Raw genomic sequence first — 15,063 nt, 5'->3', positions numbered from 1 at the left:
AGCGACAGCCAGTTCACTAATCAAAAGCTGTAACGTACCTTCAAGTACAACTGACGACCTAATAAGTCGTAAGTCATAGTGTCAGTATTTGCGTCCGTCCAGCTTTGAATATAAGGCGGCTCTTTGTCGAAAAGATTATTAACGCCACCCGTCACACTCAAATCGGAATTTATGAAATAAGTGCCTTGAACATTATGGTAAAAGACGCTCGGTGCGCGGGCTCCAATATCTTCTGGAGCGGCATTAATGTCGTCAGCAGCCCCTATATATTGCACTGAATAATGTATGCGCCAATCCTGCTTCATAAAGGTTCCCGAAGCATTTGAACGCCAATGCGTATAACTTCCTCTGCCTCCGGTGATGAACCCGGCATACTCAATTTCATCCGCACCAACAAAAGGCGCAAATGTATACTCATTTAAGTAACTGACATTCCAACTGAAGTCACTTTTCCAACCCAGTAGCTCGGTGTTATAAAATAAAGCGGTATCGATACCCGATACATTTTCAGTTGCGGCATTGGTGGGTTGAGCAGACAAAAAGTCAATATCGCCAGTTAAAGAGTCTCTCGTAAAGTGCTCTGGACTGCAAAATGGGTGCGATAAATTTTCTGAGTTATAGCAGACAGACAGCTTCGTTGAACCGGGAATCCTTTGGATAGCATTCTCAATATCAATATCGTAGTAATCAACCGTCAATTGTAAATTGTCCGCCGAACCAATATCCCATACAAAACCAGCAGTAAAAGTATCTGCGTCTTCCGGTTTTAAATCAGGGTTCCCGCCAACAGTGGTAAGCACGGTTGCACCAAATTGTTCATACCCTGCAGGGACACCATCTGCTTGGCAATTTGCCGCCACAGTTGGATTAGCACCGGCTTGATCCCATCCGTCACACGGATCCGTTGTTGTCAGGTTTCCTTCAGCAACACCACCAAAGAGTTCAGGTATGTTCGGGATCCGAAAAGCAGTTGACTGAGTCGCACGCACTTTCAAAGCATCAGATACACGCCAGTGAACACTCGCTTTGTAGTTCCCATCACTACCAAAGGTGTCATAGTCACTATAACGGTATGCTAAATCTAAGTTTAAAGATTGAACCAACGGTAAGTCAGCTAATAAAGGTAACGAAGTTTCACCATACACCTCATCGACCGTATAGCTTCCCTCAATAGGATCTGCTTGGTTAGTATTCATAATACCAGCGACAATTGATGAGTCCGGGTTTCGCCAACCTTTCTCTTTACGGTGTTCAACACCAAAAGCGACAGGAACCCATCCAGAAGGCATTTCGAATAAGTCTCCGGAAATATTTGCTGTCAATGAACGCTGCTCATTACCACCGTTGTCAGTCGTCCGAAACATAATGTAGTCCAAAGCTTCTTGAGACAGGTCACCGTACCCCAGCAAGTCAATACAAGGAATGCCGTTGGAGCCACAAGTATTCGGATCTAAACCCGCAGATAGACGCTGCATGTTGACTATATTGGTCATGCCGTCAATGGCTGTATTACGGCCATAGTTATAAGCAACTTCCCAGTTCCAACCTGAGCCAATAACACCATTCATGCCGACGACCGTTCTGAACGTATTAACATCTTGAAAGAACGTTCTTGGTCCACCTTCTAATAAGCGACGACCTTCAAGTCGAATTGTTTCACCCGTTGGGTTTGTTGGGTGGCTGGCATCAAATTCAATACCTCTTAATGTTCCGGGTGTCGCTAATTGATCGGATGTTCGATTGTTGTATAAAACTTCAGTAAATACCGTCGTATCTGGCGACAGTTGATAATCCCCGAAAGCGGAGAAATTCCAGTTTGTAATTGGGTTAACCGAATTTAGGTAAGGAAAAAATGCAAAGTTGTGTTTTTCAGAGCTGTAGGGTTCATAAAAGTCCCCGTTACCGTCCGCATCTTGACTGAAATTAATCCGTTCGCCAGCATTTGGCCCCGTCAATATGGTTGCTCTACCCCCAATGGTACTTGAACTCCCGAAGCAATCCAGTTGGCCTGGTGTTAATTCACCCAAAGCACAGCCGGCTTGATCAGCCATATTGACCTCATCGGAAGAACGGTAGCCTAGAGTCGCCATTATGCGACCTTTGTCGCTGCTGGCGCCAAAGATCATGTTAACTTTACGGTCTTGGCCCTCACCGTCATCTGTCGAGCCCAAGCGCCCTTCTATAGTAAAGCCGTCATAACTTTTACGAGTGATGATGTTGACCACACCTGCTACAGCATCCGCACCGTATATCGCTGAAGCGCCGTCTTTCAGTACTTCGATACGTTGGATCATTTCGACAGGTATCATATTTAAGTCGACTGAACTATTAGCACCGGTCCCACCATTTACAACACGGCGGCCATTCAGAAGCACAAGTGTTCGGTTAATGCCCAGTCCACGCAAATTAACTTGAGCGGTACCATAGCCATTACCTGTCCAATAAGCATTGCTCTGACTGCCAGCAAAACCAGCGGAGGCTGACATTCTCTGTAAAATCATTTCTACCGAGGTCATTCCCGATACTTCAATATCTTCCGCCGTAAAAACCTGAACAGGAGCAGCACTTTCGGCTTCGATTCGCTGAATTCGCGAACCGGTCACCGTGATTTTCTCAACGTTTTCGGCTTCAGTATCACCAGGCCCTGACTGAGCCCAAACGGTTGTTGTATTAAAGAGTGCCGCAGATACGCCTATAGCGACAGCAGACTTAAGTAACTTTTGCATTTTGTCACCTCGATTAAATTATAATTATTTTACTTTCCGATTAGACTTCGTACTGCCATCTAAGTTGTTTATACAACCTTCAGAATAGAAACCTTAGGATTTTAGTCAAGCTAAAAACGATTAAAGTTGTATAAAAACCCCTTTAATAGCAAAGCTTATAGAGGTTGTATATTCAACTTTAAGTTATCCTCATGTATCAATAATCTTTTAAAATAAGCTCTTCAAGATAGCTAGAAAAGCAATAAAAAAAGTTGTCCACTTTTTTCAAAATAAAAATAATTTTTCATTTTTAATGAATTTTTACCCTCTTCTGATTATTGATGCTTTTAATCTTTTGCCGACTATAATGCGTACATGAATACATAACTTTTACGTAAGGAACTTGGCTATGAGTCAGTCAACTCAAAAAGCTACGCTTTACAGAATGTCAACGCCTGATCACCAGTGCCCTTTTGGGCTAAAAACCCGGCACTTACTTAAAGCCAATGGCTTCGAAGTAGACGACAATCTGTTAGAGAGTCGTCAAAAAACCGACAAATTCAAGGAAAAGCACGACGTCGATACCACTCCACAAGTGTTTATTGGTGATAAACGTATCGGTGGGTACGAGGAGGTTCGAGCCTTTCTTGGAAAGCCTCTTCCTGACCCTGACGCAACCAGTTACCGACCCGTTATTGCATTATTTACTATGACGGCACTCCTCTCTGTAGCCACGTCGTGGTTGTCTTTTGGTCGCGTATTTACCGTACAAACCATCGAGTGGTTCATCAGTTTCTCTATGGTGGTTCTGGCCTTGCTCAAACTCCAGGACGTAGAGAAGTTCTCTACCATGTTTCTCAATTACGATCTTCTCGCCAAAAAATGGGTGCCTTATGGCCGTATTTATCCCTATGCCGAAGGCTTGGCGGGTCTGTTAATGGCAGCCGAATTCGCCCATGTCATATCCATACCCGTCGCATTATTCATCGGCATCGTAGGCTCTATATCGGTGTTTAAAGCCGTTTATGTCGACAAACGCGAGCTAAAATGTGCCTGTGTCGGTGGCTCCAGTAATGTGCCGTTAGGCTTCATTTCGCTCACTGAAAACCTCATGATGGTCGCTATGGCTGTCTGGATGTTTTTTACAATGAACTAGAAAAAGAGCGCTATGCGCTCTTTTTCTTAACGCTTTTTACGTAAAAACAAAATCTCACCAGCGGCAATCAATGCCATACCGATAAGAGACGCCCAAATCACCAGCGGATCGCTCGTCCATTTCACCCATATAAAAGCGACTAAAACGATGACGTCTAGCGTGATTGCGCTGACAAGTATGTAAATATTGGCATTCACCTTTTGCCTTAGATGCCGTAATACGCCCCAGTGGATCGCAATGTCCATCACGATATAAAAAATAGCGCCCAGTGACGCAATTCGACTCAAATCGAAGAATGCCGCTAAGATCATAGCCATAACAATGGTGTAAACCAGCGTATGCTTCTGAATGGAACCTGGCATGCCAAAATGACTGTGTGGAACAAGCTTCATATTGGTCAACATGGCTAACATTCTTGAAACGGCAAACGCGCTGGCAATCACTCCTGATACCGTTGCTACAATTGCAAACGCAACCGTCACCCAGAGTCCAGTTTCACCGTAGACGGGTCTGGCTGCTTCAGCAAGCGCATAGTCTTTCGCTGTCACAATCTCATCAATCGACAAGCTCGAACCAACGGCCAGGGTGACTAGCACATATATTAGCGCGCAGATAACCAGCGAAATAATAATGGCACGCCCGACGTTCTTCTTAGGCTCAACAATTTCACCGCCACTATTCGTTATTGTTGTAAACCCTTTGTATGCAAGTATGCTTAAAGCAATACCCGCTAAAATACCGCCACCCGAAGCTTCTTCTGGAATAGCAGATATCGATTCAAACTGAATGCCTGAAGCCCACAAACCACCAGCGGCTAAAATCACCAATCCTAAAGCCTTCACAAAGGCCATAAAGAACGAGAACGTTTGAATAAACTGATTACTCAAAATATTGATAAAAAATGCGAAGAGCAGCAACCCAACCGCCAACAACGGAATAAGCCACTGCGCTTCAAAAGAAATTAACTGGCTTGTATAGGACGCAAATGTGCGAGCGACTAGACTTTCATTAATGACCATAGAAAAGTACATCAAGAGTGCGAATATCGCCGTCACACTTCCTTTTCCATAAGCTTTACTGAGGAACATCGCAATACCGCCCGCTGACGGATAGGCTTTCGCCAACTTAACGTAAGAGTAAGCGCTAAAGCCGGCAATGATACCGCCGCACACAAACGCCAGGACAAACCACTCTCTTGCCAGCTGAGCAACTTGTCCGGTCAGTGCAAAAATACCAGCGCCAATCATCACACCAGTCCCCAGCGACACCGCCCCCCAAAGACTCAGGCTGCTTTTCTGATAATCCTGATGTCCGTGTTCATGATCGTGTTCTGCCATAATCAGCTCCTGTGATTGAACTCAGTTGGACCAATGGATCCGGATAATTTTCCAGCCAGACTCAGTCGTATTTGATACGGTTACGGTTTCATTCATCGTTAAATCAACCTCACGCCCGTTATACTCCCCGGAAACGCTATACCGAGAAGTGATCACAGCAAGGCCATCGGCTTCTTGTACTGTCCTTTCAAGCAACTGTGAAGGAACCGCCTGGCTAAACTTAATATCTGACTTAAGGTGATGAGCACTGTACTCGGCCAAGGATCGTTCAACACCACCACCTTCAAAGATAAACACATCATTGGAAAGCACATCTTTAACGACTTCCGTGTCACCTTCAGTCAAAGCCGTTCGAAACCTATCAAGCACAACTGTCGGTTCAGATACTTCCTCGGCACTACTAGGCGCTGAAATAAACAGCACCGAAACCATAAAAACACTCATGAATAATTTCATTCTTATTATTCCTTACATTAACTAGGGGAAAACGCGCTGCTTAGCGCAGAGGCCAGGGTAAAAATAGTGACAGCCAATACCATTTCCGCCGTTATGGAGTTTTTGAGTCGCTTGGCGGCCGCGTTATCATTTAATTGCGGTACGAACTTTAATTTATGCAATGCGGCAACAAGGAGAATCAGCGCCACAAACACAAGTTTCGCTAGTAGTACCGTGTCATACGACGTAAGCGGCAGCTCTGGCATCCATCGCCCTGTTGCACTACGATACATAACCAAGCCCGCAATAAGGAGTATTGGAACCGCTGCAGACATATGCACACCAAAACGCTCCATAATGGCTTTCGCTTTAGCAAGCGGTACCGACGTTGCCAGCTTTCGCAATGAGTTAAGACTGCCGAACCAAACCCAAGCGACTAACAAGTGTGTTAAAAGCGCTAGCTTTCCCCACCAGACGGCGTCACTGCCGTGACCAATACTTAAAAAGCTCCATCCCATGAGTCCAATGGCGACAACATATAGCACCCACTTTATACGTTTTAGCTTAACAACGGAGTAAACAATCCAAGCAATAGCAACCGCTATCTGAAGTTGCATGAACAACCCAACAGGACCAGCCCATATAAATTGCATATATGTCGAGTCGGCCATTCCAGCAAGCCCTTCTGCAGCAAAACTACCAACTTTTAGAAAAAAATACAGAAGGCTTGCTAGCAATAAAAGCAACGCAGCAACGCTATTCTTTCGTTCAGACTGCTTTTTTAAACCGGACAAATAAACGATATAAGGCGAGGCCGTCATCACCGCATTGAGCCAGAATATGAAGGCCAGCGTTAAAACACTGGCCACACTCCAAAAGGTCATCATTTCACCTCAAAGCTAAAATCACCCGAGATTTTATGACTGTCCCCACCCATAGCTGTCCAGTAAACCGTGTAACCACCTGACGGCAGGTTGTTTTTAACAGTAATTTCGTACGCTGCTTTAGGTGTCATACTCATAGAAAAGTCCAACGGGTGCATCTTACCGTCGTCTGAGTGCAGCATAATTTTAGCCAGGCGAACATCACCGGAAAAATTCATCGTAATTTCCGCCGGTGACTCCGACAAAGTCGCACCGTCTTCCGGGCTACTGGATGTCATGCCGACATGGGCGTTGGCCCATGCACTAAAAAATAAAGCGGTGGCGAATGCTAATTTAAATAAGTTTCTCATGTTGTTTCCTCTTTGTTTTATCATCCATTAAAACCAAACTCTGGCCCCTAAGACCACGCCTGTTTCAGTCGTATCTTCACCCATACGTTTCAGCTGGTCCGCCGTGTTTCCTAACGCACCGTTCCAGTAAATACCGATATAAGGAGCAAATTCACGACTCACCTCGTGTCGATAACGCAAACCCACGCGCAAATTACTCAACCCGCTCTCCCGCTCATATTTGTCTGAATCTGTTAGGTTAGCTGTTAACTCAATACGAGGCTGCAAGTACGATGTTTGCGTTAACTGCCACTCATATTCAGTTTCGCTGACAAACTGGACATCACCTTCTTCGTTCACCATCACCGAGTTGTCCATTTCAAACCAATACGGAGCCAGCCCCATGAAGCTAACAACGGCATAATTTTCCATAGAGGCATCGGACGATAAGGAGCCTCGCGTACCGACACCGGCCTGAAACGACCAAAACGGAGACATCAGGTAGCCGTATAACAACTCAGCACTTTCCAAGTCAGTGGGCTCTCCGTCATCTTGAATATTTTCCCCCTCACTTTTGAAGACAAACCGATGATAATCACCACCGTACCAAGCCATCATGTCCCAAACGGCAACGTTCTCTTCCTCGTCTGTTCGCGTTAATTCCAGCCGGTCAAATAATACCTGCCCGGTGTAATATTCTTTAACGGGCTCTGGCCAGCCTTCCTCTGCATGTCCCGCCATTGCCACTGCGGGTAAAAGTGCTGTAGTGAACAACAATGATTTAGCGTACATAGCCTTCCTCCTTATGCCACATTTACCACACGAAACATGCCCGCTTTCATGTGATAAAGCAGATGACAATGAAATGCCCAGCTTCCCGGTGCATCAGCGGATATCAGTAGTGATACTTTCTCGCTTGGTTTTAAACTAATGGTGTGCTTACGAGGACGAGGATACTGTCCATTTTCAAGTTCCATCCACATACCGTGTAAGTGGATTGGATGATCCATCATGGTGTCATTAACCATCACCAACCTTAAGCGCTCGCCGTGACGGAACTGCACAGGGCCGTCAACTTCGGTGTATTTCTTCCCGTCAAACGACCACATATACCGTTCCATATTACCGGTCAAATGCAGTTCAATCTGGCGCTCTGGTTCCCGCTTATCTGGCCATTCTTGGGCGCCAATAAGATCGCTATACACTAAGACTCTATGGTCAACATTATCCAAACCTATGCCCGGTTCATGGAGACGACTGGTCGGATTCATAGCTATCATGGCGGCAGCAGCTCCGTGACCACCTTCACTGTGCTCAATTTTAATGTTTTCCACAGGAAGCTCTTTTTTATGCATCATTTCATGATTCATATGACCGTCTGTGCCGCTCATATTCATCATACCTTTCTCTTCCTTATTTCCTGACATCGCCATGGCCCCCATTCCCATCGCGGCCATACCACGTTCAGGCACCGCGCGTAACTCAGGAACTTCTGCTTCAAGGCCAATTTCTGGTGTTAATGTGCCTCTGACATAGCCACTACGGTCAAAGCTCTCCGCAAAAATCGTATAAGCCTTGTTATGCTTTGGCTGAACAATGACATCATAGGTTTCAGCCACTCCGATACGAAACTCATCAATAGACACAGGCTTCACCGGTTGACCATCTGCCGCCACTACAGTCATCTCTAGACCAGGAATACGTACATCGAAAAAGCTCATCGCAGAGCCGTTGATAATACGAAGTCGCACTTTCTCACCTGGTTTAAATAATGCTGACCAGTTCATTGCTGAATCGCGACCATTCATCAGGTAGGTGTATGTACTCCCTGTCACATCAGCGATATCGCGAGGACTCATCCGCATTTGTCCCCACATTTCTCTTTGCTTCCAGGTTTTCTCTAACCCATGCTGGCGCACGTCCTCGAACGTCTCAAATATCGTACGCTTTTGGTAGTTATAGTAGCCTTCCGCTACTTTCAAATTACGAAAAACCTCATTTGGATCTTCGAATGTCCAGTCACTTAGAATAATTGTGTGTTCACGATCAGCGCCTATATCTCCGTCTTTTGGGTCGATAATCAGCGGACCTAAGTGCCCCAGTTGCTCCTGTAAACCCGAGTGGCTGTGATACCAATAAGTGCCATTTTGCTCAACGTCGTAGCGATACTTATAAGTTCGCCCCGGCTTTATACCTTCAAATGAAACCCCGGGTACGCCATCCATATTTTCAGGCAAAATAATCCCATGCCAGTGGATTGACGTGTCTTCAGATAGTCTATTGGTCACATTTAGCTTGGCTCGTTGACCTTCTTTCAAACGAATTAGAGGACCAGGCATTTGACCGTTAATCGTTATAGGTGTGCCAACCTTATTCCCTACTAACAAAGGAGACTTCGCGATGGTCAAATCAATTTCATCTTTCGTCAAAACTTGATCTTTAAATTTACGCCCTTGAGGTGTTGCCCATGTTGGGGCTACTTTGGCAATTGCTAACGCGGACGCCACAGTAAATGCAGATTTAATGAATTTTCGACGCCCTTTATTAAACTCGGTGCTCATTTTCATTCTCCTCTTTTGAGGTTGATTTTTGTCCGTCACAACTATCGTAATTATTTTCAGCACCACCATCTGATATTGACGATTTAAACCCTTTAATCGCACTTCCAAGATCAGAGCCGAAAGTCCTTAACTTTCGGCTGCCAAAAAGAAGAATGACGATAGCTAACAGAATTCCCAGTTGAACCAGACTCATACCACCGAAGCCCATAATTAATCGCCTCCACCTGATAGTTTCTTTTGCTGCTTAATACTTGCTACCTGCTGATAAGGTGCTATAGAGCCATCCTTTTTCACTTCATAAACTGTATAGGGCTGGAATCGACTTCCCATTTCCATACCGACAGAACCGACAGGCATTCCCGGAACAGTTAAACCGATTCCGTTAGTTGACTTGTCTCCCTCCAAATAGCGGGAAACGAGTGCAGGGGGAACATGCCCCTCGAATACAAAGCCGCTATCGGAGATGGCAGTATGACAGGACTGGATGTCAGCACTGATACCTGCTTGACGCTTTTGCTGCGTCAAGTCTATTGGGTGCTCAACAGAAACATTTAAGCTTTCGGGTAAAGCTTTCAACCACTTTTCGCAGCAGCCACAGTTGGGGTCTTTTAGAACTCTCAGTTGCTCTTCTGCGCCAGCAACTGACATAGACACAGAGAAAAGCATCGCTAAAACAGCGCAATTACGTTTGATAGACATAATTATCCACCGACTCATAAGTTTTAAAGGGACACGTCGGGCGTGTACTAAATTTCTACAAACTTATTAAGCGATAATTATTGGAGGACGAAATAGATTAGACGCGTGTTTAGCCCGAATTGAAGTGTCAATCGGAGAATCGACTTTAGAAGAAAGATTGATCGTAGCGGTATTAACTGAAGAAGACTGTCCGACAAATAAAACTGAGCTGCCGGAGCAATGCCGAATTGTCATGTCAGCACAGCACGAGTTGTGCTTTTGCTTCTCATGTTCGCAGTCGCTTACGTCTGCTTTTTGCATCATGCTGTGCTGCATTTGTCCTTTACCATGACATGCGTGAGCCTCTGCCGTTTGCGAAAACGACATCGACACTAATAACACTGTCATTAATAACAGAATTCGGACTTGCACTAGCTACCTGCTTTTTGCAATTTAATAAATTCCAGTCTAACGTCATTTTAACGCATGTCAAATAAGGAGAAGATAATGATGAATCACGAAATGTTCGCCGGTATGGGGTTTCTATGGATGCTGATCGTGGGAGCTATTTTTATTGTTCCTGCATGGCGTATCTGCCAACGAGTTGGCTACCCTGCTCCATTGGGTCTTCTGATTGTTATCCCTATCGCCAATATCATCCTTCTTTACTTTATCGCGTTCGGTCCATGGAAAAATGTTGATAAATAGCAAGGTCACCATAGTCAAAGCAACAAATATAGTTTTTTCACCTCTTTGGTGAGGCTTTGGGCCAATAGCTTTACCCTCACCGCCATAGGTGAATGACTTTACAATCACCGTATATAAAAAAATAAATAGGGGTTTAAGACTCCTGCAGCTCTAGCTCGACAAAGTCGCGAGCAACATTTTCCAGGTCATTCCAATCTTCTGCCCCTGTCACTGGAAATGTCCGAAAAACATAACTGCGACTTACTCGAGTTCATCCAAATCCTTGGGTTGGTCCCTATAAGATTCAAATGAAGCAGTAATCTGTTCGAAATAATTATATAAGAAATTTACTGATGAGCTCAACGATATCCAGATCTTTAACCGCTTGTACTTCGGCCATGGTGGAGTTCCTTTTTTGCTGTAAAACATGATTTTGAGTACTTAAAAAGGTATAAAGGGGGAAATAGACCGTTTTTAGTGGGTTTGCTTGTTCCCGTTATTGCATTTTGGGAACAAAGCTTGAGAAGTAGAATTTATATCTTGTTCATCAGCATGATATATGGACTTCCCAAACCTTGCTAGACCCTTTGAACATATACATTCACTCACTTCCGTTATATGCTTATTCTAAAGTTGCTATAATAATGTTGCTGCATCATGAAAATAGATCGCTCATTCAAAAAGCTCGCCAATACTCTTCCTTACATGCTCGCTTTTGTAGATAACAAGCGACGCTACAAGTTCGTAAATACAGCGTATGAGAATTTTTTTGGTGTAAAACTAAAGAATATAAAAAGCAAAACAATCGCTGAAATTGTGGGTGATGAGTCCTACAAAAAAATTTCTAAAATTCACGACCGCGTTCTACAGGGCGAAGAGCTTGAGCTGTCCGAGAGGGTAGAGCTGAATGACGGACGTAGCATTCAACTCGAGATAAACTATATACCCAATGTCGAAACTCTCAGCAAACGGGTTAATGGCTTTTTTGCAATAATCAATGATGTGACCGAGTATGCCAGCGCAGCTGAGGTTTTACGTGCTGTACACGATGTCGTCAATCGACAGTCAAAAACACTGTCCACTGATCGTATTGCCAAGCTTCTTAAACTTGGTTGCCATTACTTACATGCACAAACAGGGCTTGTCAGCCATGTTACTGATGACGACTACGTCGTCAAATACGCCTACTCCGAAGCGGAAGATATTCCTGCAGACACAACGTTTTCGTTGGGTGAAACATACTGCTCCGTGACACTAGAATCTAATGAGGTTGTCGCTACCACTCACGCCTCGGAGAGTCGTGAGTACGCTGGGCACCCCTGTTTTGAAAAGTTCCAACTAGAGACTTACCTGGGCTTACCCATTAAAATTAATGGGCAAACGTGGGGAACACTCAACTTTACGAGTCCAGAAACACGTCTTACACCATTTACCGAACTTGATATAGAGCTAATGAGCCTAATATGTTCTGCTATCGAGAATATTATTATCAATTCTTCTAAAACAAAAAAATTGGAAAAGCTGGCTTATACCGACTTTCTAACCGGCCTTTCAAATCGTCTGTTCATAACTGAGCGTTTTGAAGAGTTACAGCCAAACGATAATCAGACGTTAAATATAACCTGCTTTGCCATAATTGATATAGATCATTTCAAAGTGGTAAACGATAGTTATGGTCATGACGCAGGTGACGAAGTGCTCCAACAGACAGCCCGAAAAATAGCCGAACAAGTTCGAGCGAGTGACTGCGTATCCCGAGTTGGTGGTGAAGAGTTCGTCATCATATTGATGAATATTCCACGTAAAAATGCTCAGTCAATTTTAGAAAATATTCGTAAAAAAGTTGCTGGTAATGAGATATTATTGGGAAATAAAAGCGGCGTCCACGTAACGGTATCCATAGGCGCTACGGAGCTCGCGGTAGATGATCTATTTAATACCGCATATAAAAAAGCTGATATCGCACTTTACCAAAGTAAAAAACAAGGCAGGAACAGGCTGACTTGGCATTACGAATAAAGCTACAAAGCATTTAGAAGAAGCCCTGTGTATCTGCAGGACCTCTTCTCATTCTGTCTCAGACGAAATATCAATAAGCGCCTTCGCTATAAATCAGCTCATAGCTATGACTGTAAATTTCTAAAATATTCCCAAATGGGTCTTCCATGTAAATCATACGGTAAGGCTTTTCGCCAGGGTAATAATAACGAGGCTTTTCCATGCGTCTCTTACCACCCGCAGCTTCAATACGCTCAGCCAATTCTTCAACATTGGGATCTTGCACACAAAAGTGGAAAATTCCGGTTTTCCAGTATTCAAAGTTATCATCAGGGTTCTGTTGATTCTCGAACTCAAATAGCTCTATGCCAATTCTGTCACCTGTCGACAGGTGCGCAATCCGAAAGCGATTCCAGCCGGCTCCGAAAACATCGGTACACATTTCACCTATCGCACTGTCGTCTTCCTCTATATCGGTTGGTTTCATAATCAAATACCAGCCCATAACCTGAGTATAAAACTCAACGGCTTGTTCCAAATTTGGGACGGAAATACCGATATGCGAAAAAGTTCTTGGATATACATTACTCATAAAACCTCCTCTCTTTAAGATAAAAGAAGGTTAACTGACCTATTACATAATTTTAAATTATGATTTATCATTAAAATCATCATATTTTATAATCATATTTAAATGCTAAATACAACGTGGCTACGCACTTTTTGTACCCTTGTCGAAATCGGTCATTTCACTCGCACCGCAGAGACGCTTCACATGACACAATCGGGCGTAAGCCAGCATGTGCAAAAACTAGAAGCGCAGTTAGGCCGAACTCTGCTAACTAGAGAAAAGAAACAATTTCGTCTTACGGAAGCGGGTCAGCGTTTATACGATGAAGCTAACCGCTTACTCGCTGAATTTTCAAACCTTGCAAACATTGTTACGTCTGACCCAGCCTTTGAAGGCTTAGTTAAGATAATGTCGCCTGGCAGTGTTGGACTTAAACTGTACCCCTATTTGCTGTCTCTGCAAAAAGAGCATCCTAAACTAGTAATGAATTATCGATTTGCTCCAAATGCAGACATAGAAAGTGCCATTGTAGAATCAAGTGTGGATATCGGTATTATGTCGTCAAAGCCGTCACTACCGGATGTCAATTGTGAGGCAATTGGAAGTGAGCCACTACTTTTGGTCACCCCCGCTCACGTTGAGACTCCCAGTTGGGATTCATTGAAGACTCTTGGTTTCATCGATCACCCAGACGGCAGTCACCATGCAGATCTCTTATTAAGCCCCAACTACCCGGAATTCCAACACAGCAATTTATTTATTCAGCGAGGGTTCTCTAATCAGATCAGTCTAATTCTCACCCCAGTTAGCATGGGACTGGGCTTTACCATACTGCCTGCCTACGCAGTCGATGCCTTTCCAAAGTCTGATAAAATAAAGTCTCATCACTTAAACCATCCGGTGAGCGAAACGCTTTACCTTTGTACCCGACGAAACACTCAACCCCCGAACCGGATTAAAACCGTCATCGCTGATATTAAGCAACGAATTTGAACTCAACATAGTGACACTTGATTTTTATAGACGGTTAGTCTATTTTTTTAAGAATGGAAACTGAGAATAAAAACAAGCGAACTCGCGGCCGCCCTAAAAAGAATGTCGAAGGTCACAATCAAACTCGACAGCGCTTACTGCGTGCAGGAATTGAATCGCTCACCGAGTCTGGGTATTCAAGCATAGGATTAGACTCTATTCTAAAGCGAGAGGGTATCCCTAAAGGTTCTTTTTACTATTATTTCAGCAGTAAGGAGACATTCGGTCAGGAAATCATTGAAAGCTACAATCAGTTCTTTAAAAACAAACTGGTTAAATGCTTGCAGCCGAGCCGCCAACAGCCGCTATCAGGCTTCCATGCTTTCGTTGCCGACGCCATTAGCGGTATTGAGAAATATCAATTTCAGCGCGGTTGTTTAATCGGTAATCTTGGACAAGAATTGAACACCCTGCCGCCTAGCTTTCGTAGCCAATTGGCCGGTGTTTTCTCACAATGGAGTGATCTGCTTGCCGACTATCTGCGAGAGGAGCAAGCCTATGGCCACATCGCAAACTCGTTAAATTGCGCCCAACAAAGCGAGCTATTTTGGATTGGCTGGGAAGGTGCCGTTCTCCACGGTAAGTTGCAAAAAAGCTCACAACCCATTCAATTATTTGCAGACTATTTTGTAAACACACTCAATCGATGAGTTTTTTATCTTTTTATAGACGATCAGTCTACTTTTGGAG

At 44.2% G+C, this 15,063-nt stretch carries 16 protein-coding genes; 5 read left to right on the top strand and 11 right to left on the bottom strand.

Features of this window, described 5'->3' with window-relative positions:
* Window positions 1-20 precede the first annotated feature (20 nt).
* Entirely contained in the window at window positions 21-2,726 is a 2,706-nt protein-coding gene (locus VBY75_RS08950; protein WP_271331974.1) for a TonB-dependent receptor, read from the bottom strand.
* A gap of 388 nt (window positions 2,727-3,114) precedes the next feature.
* Between VBY75_RS08950 and VBY75_RS08945 the strand changes: the two genes are divergently transcribed.
* Window positions 3,115-3,861: a MauE/DoxX family redox-associated membrane protein gene (locus VBY75_RS08945; protein ID WP_126785264.1), complete on the top strand. Its 747-nt coding sequence runs from the start codon at window positions 3,115-3,117 to the stop codon at window positions 3,859-3,861.
* A gap of 26 nt (window positions 3,862-3,887) precedes the next feature.
* Here the strand turns inward: VBY75_RS08945 and VBY75_RS08940 are convergent, their stop codons facing one another.
* The 9 genes from VBY75_RS08940 to VBY75_RS08900 all read right to left on the bottom strand — a co-directional run bounded on the left by VBY75_RS08940 (window position 3,888) and on the right by VBY75_RS08900 (window position 10,517).
* Window positions 3,888-5,198, bottom strand: coding sequence for an APC family permease (locus VBY75_RS08940; protein ID WP_071464068.1), 1,311 nt, complete (start codon window positions 5,196-5,198; stop codon window positions 3,888-3,890).
* A 21-nt stretch (window positions 5,199-5,219) separates the two neighbouring features.
* Window positions 5,220-5,654 carry a YybH family protein gene (locus tag VBY75_RS08935; RefSeq protein WP_006956244.1) on the bottom strand — a complete coding sequence of 145 codons (435 nt, stop codon included), beginning with the start codon at window positions 5,652-5,654 and terminating at the stop codon, window positions 5,220-5,222.
* A 17-nt stretch (window positions 5,655-5,671) separates the two neighbouring features.
* Complete coding sequence (locus VBY75_RS08930) at window positions 5,672-6,520, bottom strand: copper resistance D family protein (RefSeq protein WP_241970420.1); 849 nt, start codon at window positions 6,518-6,520, stop codon at window positions 5,672-5,674.
* Entirely contained in the window at window positions 6,517-6,867 is a 351-nt protein-coding gene (locus tag VBY75_RS08925) for a copper resistance CopC family protein (protein ID WP_126785262.1), read from the bottom strand. The genes VBY75_RS08930 and VBY75_RS08925 overlap by 4 nt, the downstream gene beginning before the upstream one ends.
* A gap of 27 nt (window positions 6,868-6,894) precedes the next feature.
* Complete coding sequence (locus VBY75_RS08920; protein ID WP_271331971.1) at window positions 6,895-7,638, bottom strand: copper resistance protein B; 744 nt, start codon at window positions 7,636-7,638, stop codon at window positions 6,895-6,897.
* 11 nt (window positions 7,639-7,649) lie between these two features.
* On the bottom strand, window positions 7,650-9,407 hold the full coding sequence (locus tag VBY75_RS08915; protein ID WP_271331970.1) for a copper resistance system multicopper oxidase: 1,758 nt from the start codon (window positions 9,405-9,407) through the stop codon (window positions 7,650-7,652).
* Window positions 9,391-9,615 (bottom strand): twin-arginine translocase TatA/TatE family subunit, encoded by a 225-nt coding sequence (locus VBY75_RS08910; protein ID WP_414653609.1) that lies wholly within the window; start codon window positions 9,613-9,615, stop codon window positions 9,391-9,393. The genes VBY75_RS08915 and VBY75_RS08910 overlap by 17 nt, the downstream gene beginning before the upstream one ends.
* Before the next feature lie 2 nt (window positions 9,616-9,617).
* Window positions 9,618-10,106 carry a DUF411 domain-containing protein gene (locus VBY75_RS08905; RefSeq protein ID WP_199494126.1) on the bottom strand — a complete coding sequence of 163 codons (489 nt, stop codon included), beginning with the start codon at window positions 10,104-10,106 and terminating at the stop codon, window positions 9,618-9,620.
* Between the two features lie 66 nt (window positions 10,107-10,172).
* The gene (locus tag VBY75_RS08900) at window positions 10,173-10,517 is read right to left on the bottom strand and encodes a hypothetical protein (RefSeq protein WP_271331969.1); all 345 of its coding nucleotides are present in this window, start codon (window positions 10,515-10,517) and stop codon (window positions 10,173-10,175) included.
* Window positions 10,518-10,592: 75 nt separating this feature from the next.
* Here VBY75_RS08900 and VBY75_RS08895 point away from each other — a divergent pair, with 75 nt between their 5' ends.
* The gene (locus VBY75_RS08895) at window positions 10,593-10,793 is read left to right on the top strand and encodes a hypothetical protein (protein ID WP_271331968.1); all 201 of its coding nucleotides are present in this window, start codon (window positions 10,593-10,595) and stop codon (window positions 10,791-10,793) included.
* Window positions 10,794-11,429: 636 nt separating this feature from the next.
* Window positions 11,430-12,791 carry a diguanylate cyclase gene (locus tag VBY75_RS08890; RefSeq protein ID WP_273023186.1) on the top strand — a complete coding sequence of 454 codons (1,362 nt, stop codon included), beginning with the start codon at window positions 11,430-11,432 and terminating at the stop codon, window positions 12,789-12,791.
* Window positions 12,792-12,861: 70 nt separating this feature from the next.
* Here the strand turns inward: VBY75_RS08890 and VBY75_RS08885 are convergent, their stop codons facing one another.
* Window positions 12,862-13,362, bottom strand: a complete 501-nt coding sequence (locus VBY75_RS08885) for a lactoylglutathione lyase family protein (RefSeq protein WP_273023185.1) — start codon at window positions 13,360-13,362, stop codon at window positions 12,862-12,864.
* Window positions 13,363-13,464: 102 nt separating this feature from the next.
* Between VBY75_RS08885 and VBY75_RS08880 the strand changes: the two genes are divergently transcribed.
* Window positions 13,465-14,334 (top strand): LysR family transcriptional regulator, encoded by an 870-nt coding sequence (locus VBY75_RS08880; RefSeq protein ID WP_273023184.1) that lies wholly within the window; start codon window positions 13,465-13,467, stop codon window positions 14,332-14,334.
* A gap of 53 nt (window positions 14,335-14,387) precedes the next feature.
* Window positions 14,388-15,023: a TetR/AcrR family transcriptional regulator gene (locus VBY75_RS08875; RefSeq protein WP_271331965.1), complete on the top strand. Its 636-nt coding sequence runs from the start codon at window positions 14,388-14,390 to the stop codon at window positions 15,021-15,023.
* Window positions 15,024-15,063 lie beyond the last annotated feature (40 nt).

Source organism: Idiomarina sp. HB (assembly GCF_048059115.1).
Classification (GTDB): Bacteria; Pseudomonadota; Gammaproteobacteria; order Enterobacterales; family Alteromonadaceae; genus Idiomarina; species Idiomarina abyssalis.
The sequence above is the reverse complement of the archived record's forward strand: the minus strand, read 5'-3'. Positions and strand labels throughout refer to the sequence as shown.